At 57.4% G+C, this 17,879-nt stretch carries 12 protein-coding genes; 8 read left to right on the top strand and 4 right to left on the bottom strand.

All coding sequences use genetic code 11. The annotated features are described in order from the left end of the window. The 5 genes from RCAS_RS17000 (at window position 1) to csx2 (ending at window position 8,448) form a co-directional block, all read left to right on the top strand. Window positions 1-1,869, top strand: a complete 1,869-nt coding sequence (locus RCAS_RS17000) for an RAMP superfamily CRISPR-associated protein (protein WP_012121767.1) — start codon at window positions 1-3, stop codon at window positions 1,867-1,869. Next, a complete protein-coding gene (csx19, locus tag RCAS_RS16995; RefSeq protein ID WP_012121766.1) occupies window positions 1,866-2,531 on the top strand; it encodes a type III-D CRISPR-associated protein Csx19 in 666 nt (221 codons plus the stop codon). Before RCAS_RS17000 ends, csx19 begins: the two co-directional genes overlap by 4 nt. After that, window positions 2,528-4,627, top strand: a complete 2,100-nt coding sequence (locus tag RCAS_RS16990) for a TIGR03986 family type III CRISPR-associated RAMP protein (protein WP_012121765.1) — start codon at window positions 2,528-2,530, stop codon at window positions 4,625-4,627. The genes csx19 and RCAS_RS16990 overlap by 4 nt, the downstream gene beginning before the upstream one ends. Window positions 4,628-5,089: 462 nt before the next feature. Then, complete coding sequence (locus RCAS_RS16985; RefSeq protein ID WP_012121764.1) at window positions 5,090-7,189, top strand: TIGR03986 family type III CRISPR-associated RAMP protein; 2,100 nt, start codon at window positions 5,090-5,092, stop codon at window positions 7,187-7,189. Window positions 7,190-7,197: 8 nt separating this feature from the next. Beyond that, a complete protein-coding gene (gene csx2 / locus RCAS_RS16980) occupies window positions 7,198-8,448 on the top strand; it encodes a TIGR02221 family CRISPR-associated protein (protein WP_012121763.1) in 1,251 nt (416 codons plus the stop codon). 1,979 nt (window positions 8,449-10,427) lie between these two features. Here the strand turns inward: csx2 and RCAS_RS16970 are convergent. Beyond that, window positions 10,428-10,931, bottom strand: a complete 504-nt coding sequence (locus RCAS_RS16970; RefSeq protein ID WP_012121762.1) for a ferritin — start codon at window positions 10,929-10,931, stop codon at window positions 10,428-10,430. A gap of 332 nt (window positions 10,932-11,263) precedes the next feature. Between RCAS_RS16970 and RCAS_RS16965 the strand changes: the two genes are divergently transcribed. The 3 genes from RCAS_RS16965 to RCAS_RS16955 all read left to right on the top strand — a co-directional run bounded on the left by RCAS_RS16965 (window position 11,264) and on the right by RCAS_RS16955 (window position 14,216). Next, window positions 11,264-12,046, top strand: a complete 783-nt coding sequence (locus tag RCAS_RS16965) for a hypothetical protein (protein WP_012121761.1) — start codon at window positions 11,264-11,266, stop codon at window positions 12,044-12,046. 520 nt (window positions 12,047-12,566) lie between these two features. Then, on the top strand, window positions 12,567-13,106 hold the full coding sequence (locus RCAS_RS16960) for a hypothetical protein (protein WP_012121760.1): 540 nt from the start codon (window positions 12,567-12,569) through the stop codon (window positions 13,104-13,106). Between the two features lie 324 nt (window positions 13,107-13,430). Next, entirely contained in the window at window positions 13,431-14,216 is a 786-nt protein-coding gene (locus RCAS_RS16955; RefSeq protein WP_232280048.1) for an RNA polymerase sigma factor, read from the top strand. 90 nt (window positions 14,217-14,306) lie between these two features. On the opposite strand, the gene gap is transcribed toward RCAS_RS16955, so the two are convergent. From gap to RCAS_RS16940, 3 genes are all read right to left on the bottom strand, one after another. Continuing rightward, on the bottom strand, window positions 14,307-15,350 hold the full coding sequence (gene gap, locus RCAS_RS16950) for a type I glyceraldehyde-3-phosphate dehydrogenase (RefSeq protein ID WP_012121758.1): 1,044 nt from the start codon (window positions 15,348-15,350) through the stop codon (window positions 14,307-14,309). 86 nt (window positions 15,351-15,436) lie between these two features. Beyond that, complete coding sequence (locus tag RCAS_RS16945) at window positions 15,437-16,549, bottom strand: nucleotidyltransferase family protein (RefSeq protein ID WP_012121757.1); 1,113 nt, start codon at window positions 16,547-16,549, stop codon at window positions 15,437-15,439. Then, the gene (locus RCAS_RS16940) at window positions 16,546-17,505 is read right to left on the bottom strand and encodes a GDP-mannose 4,6-dehydratase (protein WP_012121756.1); all 960 of its coding nucleotides are present in this window, start codon (window positions 17,503-17,505) and stop codon (window positions 16,546-16,548) included. The genes RCAS_RS16945 and RCAS_RS16940 overlap by 4 nt, the downstream gene beginning before the upstream one ends. Between the last annotated feature and the right edge of the window lie 374 nt (window positions 17,506-17,879).

Below are 17,879 nucleotides of genomic sequence, written 5' to 3'. Positions count from 1 at the left end.
ATGAAGTTTCGTGCCATCACTGCCAAGCTAACGCTGCGTACAGCGCTTCACGTAGGCACGGGCAGCGATACGGAAACGACCGACGATCTCTTGCGCCGTGATGTGCGGGGGCGGCTGCTCATACCGGGTACCGCTATCGCCGGTGCGTTGCGCAGCATTGCCACGCGGCTCGCGCCTCGCTTTGGGGGAAGTCCGTGTCAAGCGATTAACAACCAATCGTCAAGCGCTGCCTGTCAATGTCTTGTCTGCCAGCTCTTCGGCGATGTGAATCCAAGGGAAGATAGTGATACCGCCACTGCTGCCCGGCTGCTGGTCTACGATGCCGTGCTCGATACGATCCCATCGCTGACCATCCGCGATGGCGTTGGGATTGATCGGGTGACCGGCGCAGCAGCGCGCCGCGAACGGATTAAGTTCGATTACGAAGTGTTGCCGGCAGGGACGGTGTTTAAGCTACGGCTTGAGATCGATCCTAAACTGCCTGATGAGCCGAAACTGCTGCCCTTGTTGGCGGCGACGTTGGCCGAATGGGAACAGGGACGAGGCGCAATCGGTGGTCGGGTCAATCGTGGGTTGGGTGCGTTTACCCTCAACGAGGTGCAATGGATCGAGCGCGATCTGAATCAGGCAAAGGTGCTGATCGAGTTTTTACACCACGGGCCGCCTTGGCACACTACTGACGGCGACCGCACATGGCTGACCAATCAGGTCCAGCAGGTGCGGGCGTGGGTAGAACCGTACCAGGGTAATGATCCGGTTGCCCGTTCATGGGTTTTGGCCGAATTTACACTGGCCGCAACCGGTCCCTTTCTGACCAACGATGTGGCTCAAGCCGGTCGGAGCGGGTTTGATCATGCGCCCGTGTTCGCGGCTTATGAGCAAGGGGCTAAGCCGGTGTTGCCCGGTTCGAGCCTGCGCGGCGCCTTGCGGAGTCAGGCCGAGCGGATCGCTCGCACTCTCGCGACTTTCAGCGCGTGGGATAACGGTAAGAATATGGGGAGTCGCAAAACGGCATTCTTAACGACATGCCCCGCCTGTAATCCGCTGACGACCAAGACTGATGACCCGGTTGCAAGTTGTAACAGCTTTATCAAGGCTCTACTAAAGGTTGAACGGCAATCGCAGAAGAACTTCTGCGGCGCGGTGTTGTCGAGTAACAGCTTTATCAAGGCTCTACTAAAGGTTGAACGAGATACGTTTGAGCAAAAAGGGGCTGAGGAGAAACTCTGTCTCGCCTGCCGGCTTTTCGGCAGCCCGTGGAACGGCAGCCGGTTGCGCGTCGAAGATGCACCGTTTGTCGGCGACAAGGTTACTCTCAAGGTGCTCGATTTTCTGGCTATCGACCGCTTTACCGGCGGCGGACGCGATACGGCCAAGTTCGACGCGGTGGTGCTGTGGCAGCCTAAGTTCCGAGTGCGTCTCTTTCTCGAGAACCCCGAACCATGGGAATTGGGTTGGCTGGCGCTGGTGTTGCGCGATCTGCACGATGGGTTGATCACTATTGGCTTCGGCGCCGCCAAAGGTTTTGGTCAGTGCAGGATCGAAGACGGTGCTGTGACTCTCGGTATTATTCACGAAAGCGATTTTCCGTTGTCTGAGACGAATGACCAGGAGCCGGCTGTGCAGCAGGCGATTACCGCTAAACAGCAACTTTTGCAATCGAAAGGCGGGATGAGCGGCGTCTATCGCACGTTGATGCTTGATCCGGCAACAGAGAACGATTGGAGGACACTGGTAGAGAGCTGGATCAGAGCGTTCAATGTGACGGTCAAGGAATATAAACATGCCTTCGGTTTGAAGAAAGACAGCTACTTCGATGAGATCAACGGCACATGGTTGCCCGATCTCTATCCGGCGAGGGTGTCATGAGCGACGACAGCAACGACTTTTTTACGCGACTGCATAAAGAGATGCAGCAGGCGAAGCTGAGCGACTCAGATCGCCCGGCCATTCTGGGTGGCGAGTTTATACCTGATCAACTGTGCGACTTCCTCGATGCGTGGCAAGGGCATTGGCAGGGGATGCCCTACCGCATCTGGGAGCACGTTAGCCATATCGAGTTTGCCGATCGGCCGACGCAGCCAGAGTTCCTCGAGCGTGCCGAGATCTTCGGTGAGCGTGGGTCACCGGCACCTTGCCCTTGCCGGTGTCGATGGTCAAAGTTCCTCGAGCGTGCCGAGATCTTCGGTGAGCGTGGTCATCTCTCGCTGCGGCGCGATGGTAATCGCTGGCTGTGGCATTACATCGGCACATCAGTATCGTTCAATGGATTCGCCTTTGAGGACTTCTGGCAGAAACATCCCACCTGTCATCTATACCGCTATGCCGAGTCGGTCATGCTGTGGGGTGATCGTAAAGACACCTCATCACCATGGCATGATGATCGCGTCGCCGCCGCCAACCTCACCTATCCGATCAACACAACTAGTCACGTCTACCTGCATTTCTGGCGCTACACCGAACAGGGACGAACTGCGTTTGTCTGGTATCGGGCATTAAGTAACAGACCACATAAGGTGGAGACACAATGAGCAAAGCTAAAACCCAACGCCGGCCTCTATCGGGCGGCGCCTCATCTAAACAAGGATACCGCTTTCTCAACCCTTACAACTTCGTGCGCACATTGGAACCGCGCAACCGGCACCTTGCCCCTTTGTTGGGTCGCTGCGCGCCGCCGCCCCACGACCGGTATGTAGGGTTGACCGGACGTGTCTATTGCCGACTTACCGCTACCACCCCGATCTTTGTCGCGGATAGTGAGGACGTGTGCGAAGAGCACGTCAACGGCAAGATACATCGTCACTATCGCTTCTTTCGCGATCCGGCAGGTAATATCGCTATTCCCGGTACGAGCCTGCGCGGTGCGATCCGCACGATCTTTGAAGCAGCGACCAATTCCTGCTTTGCCCACTTTGCCGGCGATAAGCGATTGAGTTATCACCTGTTGCCAGAGCTGGCGCTGCAACTAGTTCCGGCGCGGGTGCGTAAAATCGACACGCGGTGGGAATTGGAGTTGTTACCCGGAACAACAACGATCACACCCGGCCAACGACCTTCCGGCCCGCAGTACGCCGCATGGGTGCATGTGTACGATCCGTTGCAGAAAAGCAAAACGGTCGCTCATTCGCCCAATACACCCTACGATCGGCGTCTAAAACTCTCGCTGACCGGCTTTGCGCATGGTGAGTTGGGTCACGCGATTATCGAGCGTATGATCCATCCGCGCCGCAATTTCGAGTTCTGGAATGTGGTGCATCTGGCAAAATCGCACCAACCACTGCCGAAGCCCGGTGCTAATCAGCTACGGGTGAGCGGGTATCTCTGTATTACCAATCAGAACATTGAGAATAAACACGATGAGCGACTGTTCTTCACCACCCAGCAGTTGAATCCGGTCGAGTTGCCTGACACGGTGCGGCAGAAGTACGAAGAACTGATCGCCGACTATCAAGAGCGTCACCGCGATGAGGTGCGCAAACGGCGGGATCCAAATCGTCCGCAGGGCACAGAGCCGGCCTTCAGCCGTTTTATTGTCGAAGGCCGCCAAAAACTAACAGATGGTGATCTGGTCTATGCCATGCTCGACAAAGATGGCAACAGTGGATACAAGGTGCGATTCATTGTGCCCGTCTCGGTGCCGCGTGTCGGCTTCGAGCGCACCATCGGCGATCTGCTGTACCCGTCTGACCTGAAGAAATGCGCGACTTACGATGAGCTCTGCCCTGCGTGTCGGGTGTTTGGGTGGGTGTGGGGTGACGAAACCGCCGTTAATCCTCCAGAACTGTCAGTACGAACGGCGTATGCCGGGCGCGTTAGCTTCAGCCATGCCGTATTGACCAAAGATGGCGGAACATTTGATGAAACTCTGGCTATTTTGGCTACACCCAAGCCGACCACCTATCGCTTCTATTTGCGTCCACGCACCGGCAAACCTCAAAATGGACAAGACGATAGACAAGTAGATTACAACAACCAGAATCAGATTCTGCGCGGGCGCAAAGTCTATCGCCATCACGGTGCAAAGCTCAATCCGCAGGAATACCGGAGTGTCAACGGTGCGAAGAGCGATCAGAACCGGACGGTGCAAGGCGTTCAGCAGGCAGACAGCGTTTTCGAGTTCACCATAGATTTCGAGAACCTGGCGCCGCTGGAGCTTGGCGCACTGCTCTGGAGTTTGCAGATCGAAGGATGGCATCACCGCATCGGCTACGCCAAACCGCTGGGGTTCGGCTCGGTACAGATCAAGGTCGTGCGTGTTTCATTGCTGGACCCTACCGAGCGGTATGCATCGTTCGCGCGTAGCGGTTGGCACGACCAGGATCAGAAACAAATCGATGCATGGATCAAGGAATTCAAGCAGGCAATGGCGTCACGCTTTGGCGCCGCCTTCGAGATGTTGGCAAACATCCGCGACCTCAAGGCATTACTGGCTGACAAACCTCCCCTGCCGGTCCACTATCCGCGTTCGAGCCGCCAGCCGCAGCCGGATGGCAAACAGTACGAATGGTTTGTCGGCAACAAGCGGGGCGGTAAAAATCCCGGACCGCGTATCGCATTGCCACTGGCGGAGGATGATTCTGCGGGGTTACCGTTAATTGACAAGTACGGCGATCTATCTACTGAGTGAGGTTGTTCCGTGCAAACTAATGAGCTTTCGCTATGGGAGGTCATGTATATTGGTTTGAACCTGGAGTTTCTTTGCAATGTCACTGCCCGAACACCGATCTACCCCTCTCGTACCAATCGACCTGGCATTGCTGACCGACTAAGAATGCTCCGTCAAGACCTGGAGAAACTCGAATTATCTCAAGCTGAGCGTGTTTTGAGTGCTGACTTAGCAGAAGGAATTGGGGCGCCTTGTTAGAAGTGCTCCGTATCCCGATTTCGAACTGTCCATCTGAGCTGATGCAGTTGTTGGAAGAATTACAGAGAAGGCGAAATATTGCCATGTATCCCGGCAGAAGAAGACAGGATGAATAGGATATGAGCACCGCGAAGGATATTCTCGATGCGTTTCACCAAACCTTTCAACTGATGGTTGACGATCTGAAGGCAAGGTCTGGCACAGCATATATCCAATGAGGTCGCGATGGCGAAGCACAAAAACAACAAACAGATACCAAAGCGTGGACAGATGCATCAAGGCGGAGGCAAGGCCAATCGCTCCGAAAAGTGGGATCGTCATCAGGTATCGACTCAGGTGGTTCCACCATCGCCACCGACGGCGCCGTGGCCACGTGCCAAAGAGTCAACCAAGGCGCGGGAATCCTACCGCTTCCTCAACCCCTACAATTTCGTCCGCTATTTACCACCACCCACCATACCGGAAACCGACCCCGATGCACAGTTGCTGGGTCGTTGCCCACCGCCGCCTCACGACCGGTATGTGGGTTTGACCGGGCGTATCACCTGCACCCTCGAAGCGGTCACCCCTCTTTTTATCGCGGATAGCCACGATGTGCAATCGACTACTATTCTGCTGGTCGATAACCGCGAAGTTCAGCATAAAAACTACCGTTTTTTCCAGTATGATGGTCAAGACGCCATACCTGCTACGAGTCTGCGCGGTATGATCCGTGCCTTGTTTGAAACGGTGACTAATTCACCGTTCAGTGTCTTCAATGGCGAGGAACGGCTCGAGTATCGTATCGACCCGATTGAGTCCAAACGGTTTAAACCCGGCATCGTGCTGAGTTTGCCGGACGGTGATCAACCGGGCGTCATTGCCCTCTGCGAGGAGGCGACAATCGGTGCGTATTACGAAGACCGTAACCTGAACGTTTTGCACGGCGATTGGAGTTGTGGTGAAACGGCGTATGCCGTTCTGAGCACCGCCAAGAATGGTGTGAAGAAGGTGGAAGCACTTGCGCGTGAGCAAGATAACAATCGCTTACTAAAGTACAACAAACCCTTGGTTAAGGGGTGGGTGAAAATAACCGGCTGCACTATCGAGACAAAACGCAATGAGCGTTTCTTTTATTTCAAAGAAGGTGATCCGGCCAAAGCCAAGCACGTCTCTTTCGATACCGAGCGCGAAGCCGACTTTAACGCAGTGTTGCATGCCCAACTCCACGAACGACGTGACGATTTTCACAGCCAGGTGCAGAGTGATCGGCTGACGCCGGGCAATTTGGTGTACGTTGAACTGGAACCGGATCAAAAGACCGTGCGCAATATTGCCCTGGCAAAAGTGGCGCGGCTGCGCTATCGCCATTCTATCGGCGATCTGCTCCCTGAACACCTGAAGCCGAGTGAAGAGTACGAGCGGCTAGACATTGCTTCGCGCGTATTCGGATGGGTACGCGCCACGCCAGCCGAGGATCGGAAGGTGCGTGTTGCCTATGCCGGACGGGTGCGCTTTAGCCACGCAGTATTGATTGAAGACAAAGGCGTGTATGCCGAACCCATGCCGTTGGCCGTCTTGAGTTCATCCAAACCGACCACCACGCTTTTCTACCTGCGCAAGAAAGACGGCGAATGGAGTGAGGAGGAGCGCAAGAGACCAGGCTCTGCAACCACCATTGGCTACGATGGACCCAATCAGTTGCGTGGACGGAAGTTCTACCGTCACCACGGAAATAGTCTGAATCGGCTCGAATATGAGCGTGCCGGACAGCGTCGCGATCATCAGAATCGCACGGTGCGCGGAGTACGTGTGCCGGGTAACGTATTTCAGTTCACAATTGATTTTCATAACTTGGCCCCGGTTGAGCTTGGTGCGTTGCTATGGACGCTAAGCTTGGGCGAAGAAAAATGCTTTTTCCGGCTCGGTTATGCTAAACCGCTCGGATTTGGCAGTGTCAAGTTGGCAGTAGATCAGATTGATTTGCTCGAACCCGGCATGCGCTATTGTTCATTGCAGCAATCGGGGTGGCGGCGAGCTGAGGTTGGCGAACGAAGTGAATGGGTGGCAGCGTTTGCACAGGCGATGCAGCAATGCTACGGTCAATCGTTGTACCAATTACCACATATCACCGATCTCCTCGCCTTGCTGCGCGATCCGGTTCCACCGCTTCCCATCCATTACCCGCGCACCGACGTTCATCCAGACCCAGAGGGCAAGAACTTCGAGTGGTTTGTGGCCAATAAGGTAAAATCGAACAAATTGGCCGATGCCGGTCCTAATCTCGTGCTCGAAGAGCCGGGCGATGAGCAGGGTTTGCCGTTACTCACAAAGGAGAAGGAGTAGGGTGTTCGATGAAAGCCATTACCTTCCTCGGCGCTAGACCGCAAGAAACATGCTATGTCTTTCCAGATGGTTGCGAGCATGTTGCGCCCTTTTTCGGGCTAGCATTGGCTCAGTACCTTCCAGATCTGGATTTCGTTGTTTTTACTACTGAACTGACGGCTCAATTCTACCATCAATATTTTGCCAGTGCGCAAGCTGCGAGCATTCAAGCAGTTCGCATCCCTGATGGGCGCGATGATGCTGAATTGTGGCAGATCTTTCAGGCTGTGGTTGAAATCATTGAACCGAACGAAGCGGTTGTGTTCGATATTACTCACGGCTTTCGCTCGCTGCCATTCTTATCCTTCCTCGCCGCTGCCTATTTGCGCAAAGTCAAGGCCATTCAACTAAAACATGTATTCTTCGGTAATTTTGAAATGCGTGATCAGAGTGTCACTCCTCATCGCACGCCTGTGCTTGATCTGACCAATTTTGTCGAATTACTCGACTGGATGGTCGGGGCCGACCTGTTTGTGCGTTTCGGTGATGCCCGTGATTTGGCTACGTTGCTGCATACGCAGCATAACCGGGTCAAGCCCGATCCAAAAACTGCTAGTAAGGATGAAATGGCTGCTTGGAACAATTCACCAATTAAAGCAACAGCGAAGAATCTGACGAAAGTCTCAAAGGCATTGCGCGTCGTGCGACCGGCTGAGGTTATGGAGGTGAGCGAGCAAATCTACCAACAGTTACCGCAGGCTATTTCATCGATTGGTTCTCTAGCGAGGCCCTTCAATCCTCTCGCTGAGCAAGTTATCAATAGCTTTCAAAAGATTGCGCTTGGCGACAATGAGCTTAAGTCCGAGCGGGAATTGATTGGCTGGTATCTGGATCGCAATCAGGTTTTCCAGGCAGTGGCACTGGCGCGTGAGTGGTTAATTTCATGGACAATGGCGCAGCTTGGGCTGTATGACCAATTGCTGGAAAGAGACGTTCGCAAGCGTGTAGAAGACGCATTGGGCGCAGAAGTGCAGAGACAAAGCAAGAATATGACTGCTGAAGAACATTCGGGCGAAGGGCTTGACCTCAGCAAGTTGCCATCATGCAACGATGTGGTCAAGCTCTTTGGTCAGCTCGGTGAATTACGTAACGATTTGATGCACGCCGGAAAGCGAAAAAACCCGCTTACCGCCAATAAGGTTGAGGAACGGGCAAGTCTTCTTTATGAACAAGTGAAAAAACTTGAGGTTGACAATGTCGTGAACAGCGACTGCGCGTGAACACGCAAGGGGTCTTTTGGAACAGGTGATGAGACTTCTGCAAACGCCTTGATACGTGCTCACATAGATAAAGCAGAGCATCCTTGCCTTTTCGCCTTTATACGGGTTTATCGACAGTACATTAAGTCCGGCAGCGATCAGAACGCAACTGGTGACTCACAAATCAGGACAACATTCAATTTCTGCAGCGTCCGCACTGAATATTGCCATGAACCGCAGCCTTCGCTGAGAATATAGGATCTCTGTAGGGGCTTGCGGGTTCTCGGTGCGGACTTGTGAAGATTAAAATTAAATCCAGTAAACCCGTGCCGCCCGGTCGCGCGTTCTTTGGGCTGCGGGCTAAAGCCCTCGCTCAGGACATGGAAGCCCCTGCGGGGCTTGCAGGTTCTCAGCGCGGGCTTCCGCCCGCAGCGTCTGTCAACCCTGTAGGGGCTTGCGGGTTCTCGGTGCGGACTTGTGAAGATTAAAATTAAATCCAGTAAACCCGTGCCGCCCGGTCGCGCGTTCTTTGGGCTGCGGGCTAAAGCCCTCGCTCAGGACATGGAAGCCCCTGCGGGGCTTGCAGGTTCTCAGCGCGGGCTTCCGCCCGCAGCGTCTGTCAACCCTGTAGGGGCTTGCGGGTTCTCGGTGCGGACTTGTGAAGATTAAAAAACCCGTGCCGCCCGGTCGCGCGTTCTTTGGGCTGCGGGCTAAAGCCCTCGCTCAGGACATGGAAGCCCCTGCGGGGCTTGCAGGTTCTCAGCGCGGGCTTCCGCCCGCAGCGTCTGTCAACCCTGTAGGGGCTTGCGGGTTCTCGGTGCGGACTTGTGAAGATTAAAATTAAATCCAGTAAACCCGTGCCGCCCGGTCGCGCGTTCTTTGGGCTGCGGGCTAAAGCCCTCGCTCAGGACATGGAAGCCCCTGCGGGGCTTGCAGGTTCTCAGCGCGGGCTTCCGCCCGCAGCGTCTGTCAACCCTGTAGGGGCTTGCGGGTTCTCGGTGCGGACTTGTGAAGATTAAAATTAAATCCAGTAAACCCGTGCCGCCCGGTCGCGCGTTCTTTGGGCTGCGGGCTAAAGCCCTCGCTCAGGACATGGAAGCCCCTGCGGGGCTTGCAGGTTCTCAGCGCGGGCTTCCGCCCGCAGCGTCTGTCAACCCTGTAGGGGCTTGCGGGTTCTCGGTGCGGACTTGTGAAGATTAAAATTAAATCCAGTAAACCCGTGCCGCCCGGTCGCGCGTTCTTTGGGCTGCGGGCTAAAGCCCTCGCTCAGGACATGGAAGCCCCTGCGGGGCTTGCAGGTTCTCAGCGCGGGCTTCCGCCCGCAGCGTCTGTCAACCCTGTAGGGGCTTGCGGGTTCTCGGTGCGGACTTGTGAAGATTAAAATTAAATCCAGTAAACCCGTGCCGCCCGGTCGCGCGTTCTTTGGGCTGCGGGCTAAAGCCCTCGCTCAGGACATGGAAGCCCCTGCGGGGCTTGCAGGTTCTCAGCGCGGGCTTCAGCCCGCAGCGTCTGTCAACCCTGTAGGGGCTTGCGGGTTCTCAGCAAGGGCTTCAGCCCACAGCGCCCCAGCGCCCAGGTCAGCCCCACAGGGGCTTTCGTGTCCTTAGCAAGGGCTTCAGCCCGCCGCACCCCAGCGCCCAGTCAGCCCCGCCGGGGCTTGCAGGTTCTCAGCGAGGGCTTCCGCCCGCAGCCGCGCCTCCGGCACACGGTCCAGCCCCGCAGGGGCTTTCACGATCTCAGCCAGGGCTTTAGCCCGCAGCGGGGTCCCGGTGCCCAGGTCAGCCCGCGCAGGCGGGCTTCGCATCCCGTAGCCCGCGGCTTCAGCCGCCGGGCGGACGAACGGAGAGCGGAATAATGACTCAAATCCCATCAGCCACCGGGGGGGACAGCGTCGGCGCAGGCCGACCCCCGGCGTGCACGCGCCCTAAGACGCGGTTTCAACCGCCAGCCTGGGTATTTCATCAGCCGCCAGGCGGAGGGTTGACACACCGCCCCCGCCCCTACTCTTCCTCCTCCCCCTCCCGCTCCGCCAGCTGCCGGTCGAGCATCAAGAGACCGGCGCCATCGTCGCCGATCAGTTTGAGGTGCTGAATGATCTCCTGTGCGCTCTTCTCTTCCTCAACCTGTTCGTCGATAAACCACTTGAGCATGCTCATTGTGGCGTAGTCGTTTTCCTGCGCCGCAAGCGTATAGATGGCGTGGATGGCGGCAGTGACGCGCTGCTCGTGCGCCAGGGCGTGCTCAAAGGCGTCGAGCGGCGAGGCGAACTCGTTCTGCGGCTCGTCGATGGCGCCGAGAGTTACGCGACCGCCACGGTCGTTGACATAATCGAAGAAGCGCAGCGCGTGCTCGCGTTCCTCCTCGCTCTGCACCCGGAACCAGTGGGCAAAGCCGGTCAGCGACAGCGACTCGAAGTACGCCGCCATTGCCATGTAGGCATGGGACGCCGAAAACTCGTGGGTGATCTGCTTGTTGATCGCCTGCTGAATACTCTCGCTGAGCATGGGGAGGCTCCTTTCTGCTATCGTGTGGGAGCATTATATCAGGTTTGACGCGGAAAGGCAGGAGAAGAACGGGGGAGTAGAGGCGCGTCGTTGGCGCCCCCCGCGCGCCGACGGCGCGCTCGTCTCTTCCGTGCTCTCCGTGTCTCCGTGGTTCACAAAGCAGGCTCGTCGGCATCTTCGCGGTCGCTTCCGACGCCGCCGATGGCAGCGGCAGATCACACGGTTCAAGCCCTGCCGTCAACTGCTTGACGATCTGTGGTATACTAACAGTATGACGCATCGCGTTATACCTGCGATGTGTGCGCAGGAGAAGCATAGAGGAGGCATCGACTATGGTGCTCGATACAACCCGCGATGTCGTATACAAGAGTCTGCTGGCGATACTTGGCGCCATTACGCTGGCGGACGATGAACTGGAGCAACTGCTCGATCGTCTGGCGGCGCGTGGCGAGCAGGTTGCGCGCGACCGGCTCAGTCATGTTGAGGCGGTCCGCAACCGTTTGATAGGTGAACACAGCGTGACCCGCGAGATCGAGCATGAGGGGCGTGTGCTTCAGCAGACGCTCCAGGAAGAGATTGAGCGTCGCGGAAGGATGCTTGCTGCTGCCCTCGATCTGCCGACACGCGACTCGATCAATGTGCTCTGCGAACAGGTGGATCAGATCAGCATGGCGCTCGACCGCTTTCTTGTGGTGCGCGCTCCCGCCGCAGCGCCAACCGGCGACGGACACGCGCCTGTCGTCGGGTCGATTGCCATCATCGCGTCTGAGACGCCGATAGAGCGCGCTGCTGCGCCGCCATCCGAGCCGGAAGCGATGGAAGCGGGCGCGGCAATCGTTGCCGGAGCGTCGGCAGAGAGCATTGTCGCTGCGCCGATTGAGTCTGAGGCGGCGGAAGAGGGCGAAGCAACCACAACCGCAGAGGCATCTGATGAAACGGCGCCGGTGGCCGGATACGAGGCGCTCAATGCAAAACAGGCGGCGGCACTGGTGGAGACGCTTGATGAAGCGACGCTCCTTGCGCTCAGGGGGTATGAACAGGCGCATCGCAATCGCGTCACCGTGCTGCGCGCCATCGAACTGGCGCTTGCCCGGCGCAACACGCCGTCTGCCTGATTTTGCCTGCGAGAGGCGCCGCTGTACTGTCTGACGCCTGCACTGTTCGTACCTGCTGTCAGAACCACAGCGACACAGAGGGCGCAGGGTGTCTGTATGTTGTTCTCCTTTATCGCTCCTTCCCGGCGAGAGCGTCTGCAAGAGATGCTCCTGTGTTGCCGCTTCTCTGTCGTCTTCGATGTTATACCAATGACGATTGAAGATGCCGCATGCTGGTCATTCCGAGCCCTTCGCTTCGCTCAGGGTAAACTCAGCGAGGAATCTGAGCGGGTCGCGCCAGACCCCTTGCGCTGCTCGGGGTGACCATGCCGGATGGTCACAGGGAATTAGTATTACCTTCCAGCAGCCTTCAATCCCTGCATTTTAACCATAAAAAGAGGGACTCTTCTCCTACTGCATGCGGCACCGGTTCGCGCTATGATCTTCATAGGGCGCACATTCTGCACACAATATCGACCGGCCTCGCATCGATCATCTTCTTTCAGGAAGCCTATCGCAGCAGACAGATGACGACACTGCAATGGAAGCGCTGATCTACGCCCCAACTGTCCAGGCGCTCATGTGGCGCATGCCCGAAGCGCAGCGGTCGCTCATTGCCGATGTGCTGCGCACTGTTCAGCCGCTGCGCGCGTTCACCATCTATGCGCGTGTTGCCATCGACCCCGACTTTGGCGGTCTGTCGATCATGCGGTTGAATGCTGAGCAACCGCTGTTATTCTTTGATGCGCTGGAGCGTCCTCTGCCATTGGTTGCCCGTCCGCGCGACTTCTGGTATCCACACCTGACTGCACACATTCGTCCTGAACGCCACCCGCGTCAGGCGCGCCCCGATATGCTGGTCGTTTGGGGACCGCCCCGCGCCCCGCTCGCCACTGTTCGCGATAGCATCCCCGTCCACGATCCGCGCACCGGTCATTATCTGGGGCGTGCGTTCTGGCGCGTTGATCGCGACGGATATTGGGGGTGCTGGAGCGACTCGACCGAGAATGTCGGTCCGGCGCTGACGCTGGCGGAGCTGATTGCACTCCTCAATGCAGAACGAGGTATTTTCGCCGACTGATCCTGGAAAAGGCGGTGGTATGTCCTGGCTTCATCTACCCGATGAAAAAGTTAAAACTCATTACACTGGAATTAATGATTTCTTGATTATAATCACTTTTTACCACTCATTATCGTATTCTTATCATCCGGTTTTCATCTTGATGACATTCTTATATACGCATCCAATCACTACAATGTGAGCAGAGGTGCAGAGCATCCGAACGGCATCTGCAAGCAAGCGAAACGAGGAGACATTGATGCTGGTTCCGCGCTCCTTGGTACGACGGCGGTATAGGCATCTGCAAGCAAGCGAAACGAGGAGACATTGATGCAGCAGAGCAGTATGTCCACGCAAGCAATGCCTCGTGTTTCAGCAGAGGCATCGGTTGGCAATGTTCGTCGACGAAACATTCCATATGAGTGCGCAGATATCGACCGGCAGACGATTGCAGGCATGGATTTATCTCTGTTGCAACAGCATTGTCAGATCGAGAGCGACCGGTTCTTTCGCGGGCAACCGCACGATACGCGCTTCGCCTATGAACTCTTTCGGCGGGCGCTCGTCGAGCGGTGCGAGGCGGCGTGGGAAATGCTCTTCTATCAGTATCGCGCCCTGGTGGAGAGTTGGGTGCGGCGGAGCAGCGCCTTCAGCAGCACTGGCGAGAGCAGCGACTATTTCGTCGGTGCGGTGTTCGCGCGCTTCTGGCAGGCTATCACGCCGGAACGCTTTGCATCGTTTCCAACGCTGGGATCGCTTCTGCACTATCTTCAAATGTGCGCCAGTTGTGTCGTCATCGACTGTGCGCGCGCACAGTCGTGGGCAGAGGTCATTCCTGAAGCATTGACGCGCGGGTTCGATGGTATGATCGATGCGCCGGACGAAGAGGCAATTGATCGTGTGTCGCGCGAGGAGTTCTGGCATTCGATCAATGCGTTGCTGGCAGGCGACGCCGAACGGTGCGTGATCTACCATTCGTTCATTATGGGGCGCAAGCCGGGTGAAATCTACGAAATGCGCCGCGACCTCTTCGAGAGCGTCACCGAAGTCTACAATGTCAAGCGCAACATTCTGGGGCGTCTGAGCCGCAACCGTGAGTTGCGCCGCATGGCGGGAATGTCGGCGTCGTAGCGTGGTCTTGAGACGCACGGACGGTGTATGATCCTCCCCGCCGGAGCGCCGCTGCAATGCCATGTCTGCCGTCGCTCCGGCGGGTATGGTTTATTCCTCCATCTCATCGGCAATGAATGCCGTCAGATCGGCGATGCGCGTGGCGTAGCCCCATTCGTTGTCGTACCAGGCGATCACCTTGATCAGGTTGCCCCCCAGCGCCATCGTCAGCGGCAGATCGACAATGGCTGATGCCGTCGAACCGATAAAGTCAGTCGATACCAGTTCCTCTTCGGTCACTTCCAGAATGCCTTCCAGTTCCTTGCTCTGTGCCGCTTCGCGGAAGGTCTCATTCACCTCATCGACAGAGGCGCTCCGCTCGAGTTCGACCACGAAGTCGATCATCGAGACGGTCGGCGTCGGCACCCGCACGGCGAACCCGTCGAACTTGCCTTTGAGTTCGGGGATAACCAGCGCCACCGCGCGCGCCGCACCGGTCGTGGTTGGCACAATGTTCATCGCAGCCGCGCGCGCGCGCCGCAAATCCTTGTGGACATTGTCCTGCAAGTTCTGATCCATGGTGTACGAGTGGATCGTCGTCATCAATCCACGGCGGATGCCAAAGCGGTCGTTGAGCACTTTCGCAACCGGCGCGAGACAGTTGGTGGTGCATGACGCATTCGAGATGATGTGGTGCACGGCGTTGTCGTAACGATCTTCGTTGACGCCGAGACAGATGGTGATGTCTTCCCCTTTGGCGGGCGCTGTGATAATGACCTTACGCGCACCGGCTTGCAGGTGTGCGCGCGCTTTCTCGGCATCGGTGAAGCGTCCGGTTGACTCGATGACAATATCGATGCCCAGATTACGCCAGGGCAATTGTGCCGGATCACGTTCCTCGAGCGCCACAATGTCGATCTGGCGCTCATCACCATCCTCGCCATAGAACGTGACGCTGATCCGGTCGTTCGTCACCACGACATCGCCGTCGAATGCGCCATAGGTCGAGTCGTGGCGCAGCAGATGCGCCAGCGTTTCGTTATCGGTCAGGTCGTTTATGGCCACGATCTCCAGGTCGTCAGAATACTGTTCGAGCATCGCTTTGAAGCTTTGACGACCGATTCGACCAAAACCATTAATTGCGACACGTGCCATCGTCGTGCTCCTTCCGCAGTGAGACTGGTGCGCTCTGTCATAGGGAGCGCGCCGCGCCATTATAGCACGCCTCTCACGGCAGTGCGTCAGAAGGAGATGGAACGCTCTTTCAGGTGGGTTTCGGGCCAGATGCGAATGCCGCGCTCCAGGCGATTGTCCGCTTCGATGATGCACGAGTCGCCGACGACGGCGCCGTCGGTGATGTGGGTGCGCGCACCGATCTGGTTGTGGCTGCCCACCACACACGATCGCAACGCCACACCTTCGGCGATCTGATTGTTCTCCCAGAGGACGGCGCCCTCGATCCGTGCCTGCGCACCGATGACGCATCCTGCGCCGATGACGGTCGGACCGATGATCTGCGCGCCGGCGCCGATTTTCACCCCTGGACCGATGACGACCGGACCGATCACCTGAGCGCGCGGGTGAATGTCGGCATCGCCAACCAGCCAGACGCGGTTGCCGATCTCTTTGCCGTGAAAGCGGTAGCGCACTTTCCCCACCAGAATATCGTGATGCACCTCCAGGTACGCCGACGGCGTGCCAATGTCGGTCCAATATGCTGGCGAGGGGTAGCCGTACATGGGATCGCGCGTTTGCAGCACCACCGGGAACAGCCCACGCTCGAACATATAGTGCTGTTTGGGGGGAACATAGCGGAAAAGTTCTGGTTCGATAATGTATGTTCCGGCATTGATCAGGTTCGAGGTGATCTCATCGACGCGCGGTTTTTCCATAAAGCGGCGGATGTGACCGGTTTCGTCCATTTCGACCAGCCCATATGCGGTTGGGTCTTCAACCGGCGTCAGCGCAATGGTCAACTTGCTGCCGCGTTCGCGGTGGAACGCCAGCATTGCCCGCAGGTCGAGGTCGGTCAACACATCGCCATTGAAAACGAATGTCGAGCCATCGAGCATATGCTCGACATTCTTCACCGCGCCGGCGGTGCCGAGCGGCTCCGGCTCTTCGATGACGTGAATCTTCAAGCCCAATACCGAACCATCGCCGAGCGCCTCACGGAACCGGTCGGCGAGATACTGCACGCACAGAATGACTTCATCGATCCCCTGGTTGCGCAGATTTTCGAGCACGTGGACGATGAATGGCTGGTTGACCAGCGGAATCATCGGCTTGGGTGTGTTGCACGTCAGCGGTCGCAGACGGGTGCCGAGACCACCGACCAGAATGACTGCCTTCATAGTTGCTCCTGTATCCGGGAACGCCAGTATTCGAGTGTGTCGAACAGGGTTTGCTCCAGCGGAATGAGCGGCTTCCATCCGGTAGCGGCGCGAAAGCGCGAAGCATTACACACGACCCTGGGCACATCGGAGGGACGCATCCGCGACGGGTCTGGTTCAATCTGCACATCGTGCGTGCTGAACGTCAGTAGAATCTCCAGGAGCCGTCGCACGCTCACCGCCTGTTCGCTGCCGACATTATACGCTGCGCCGACCTCACCGTAGAGGGCGGCGAGTTCGTATGCGCGCGCGATGTCGCGCACATCGCTAAAGTCGCGTTCTGCCGCCAGGTTGCCGACGCGCAGCGTCGGCGGTTGCAGCCCGGCTTCGATCCGGGCGATCTGTGCGGCGAAGGCCGGCACGACGAACGCCTCGGTCTGGCGGGGACCGATGTGGTTGAATGGTCGTAGCCGGATCGTGCGCAACTGGTGGCTGATGTAGTACTGGTAGGCAAACAGGTCCTGCGCCGCTTTGCTCACCGCATACGGATTGACCGGGCGCAGCGGGGTTTCTTCGGTGAGCGGCAATTCTTCAGGGCGCACCATGCCATAGATTTCGTTGCTGCTGGCGATGATCATCAGCGGGTCGAGGCGCAACTGAAGCACACTGAGGAACAGGTTGAGCTGCGCACCGATGTTGGTCTGCACCGTCGTATGCGGGTCGGCAAAGGCGCGTGGAACGTTCGATTGACCGGCGAGATGGAAAATAACATCGGGTCGGACGCTGGCGAGCGCCATGAGCGCCTGATCGCGATCATTAAGATCGGCAGCGATATACGTCACCCGCCCATCGAGCGCACCGAACGCGAGCGTGGGCTGGCGCGCAAGACCGGCGACGTCCCACGCGCCGGTTGCCAGGAGGTGTTCTGCCAGGTGTCCACCGACGAATCCATTGATGCCGGTAATCAATGCGCGCATAGGGAAGGGCGGATGCCTCAATCAGTGCCTGCTCCTCGCCTTACTATAGCGGAATGCGCCGTATCCTGCAAGATGCGTGAATAGCAATCCTGTCATCTGGGGATGACACCGTAGTAAGGGATTGCAGGTGGACGGTGCGACGGTGGAAGGTGCTTGCGGGAAGGTGAAGCGCGAGTCCAGCGGTGCGGGACAAGAGGTGCGAGGCGATACGGTGCGAGGGGGAAGGCAAGGTGGTTCTTGGTTCCTGGTTCTCATACCAATGACGATTGACGATGCCGCATGCGTGTCATTCCGAGCGCAGCGACTTGTCATTCCGAGCGCAGCGAGGAATCTGCGCGGGTTCGCGCACGACCCCTCGCGCTGCTCGGGGTGAC

Source organism: Roseiflexus castenholzii DSM 13941, from assembly GCF_000017805.1.
Lineage (GTDB): Bacteria > Chloroflexota > Chloroflexia > Chloroflexales > Roseiflexaceae > Roseiflexus > Roseiflexus castenholzii.
The sequence above is the reverse complement of the archived record's forward strand: the minus strand, read 5'-3'. Positions and strand labels throughout refer to the sequence as shown.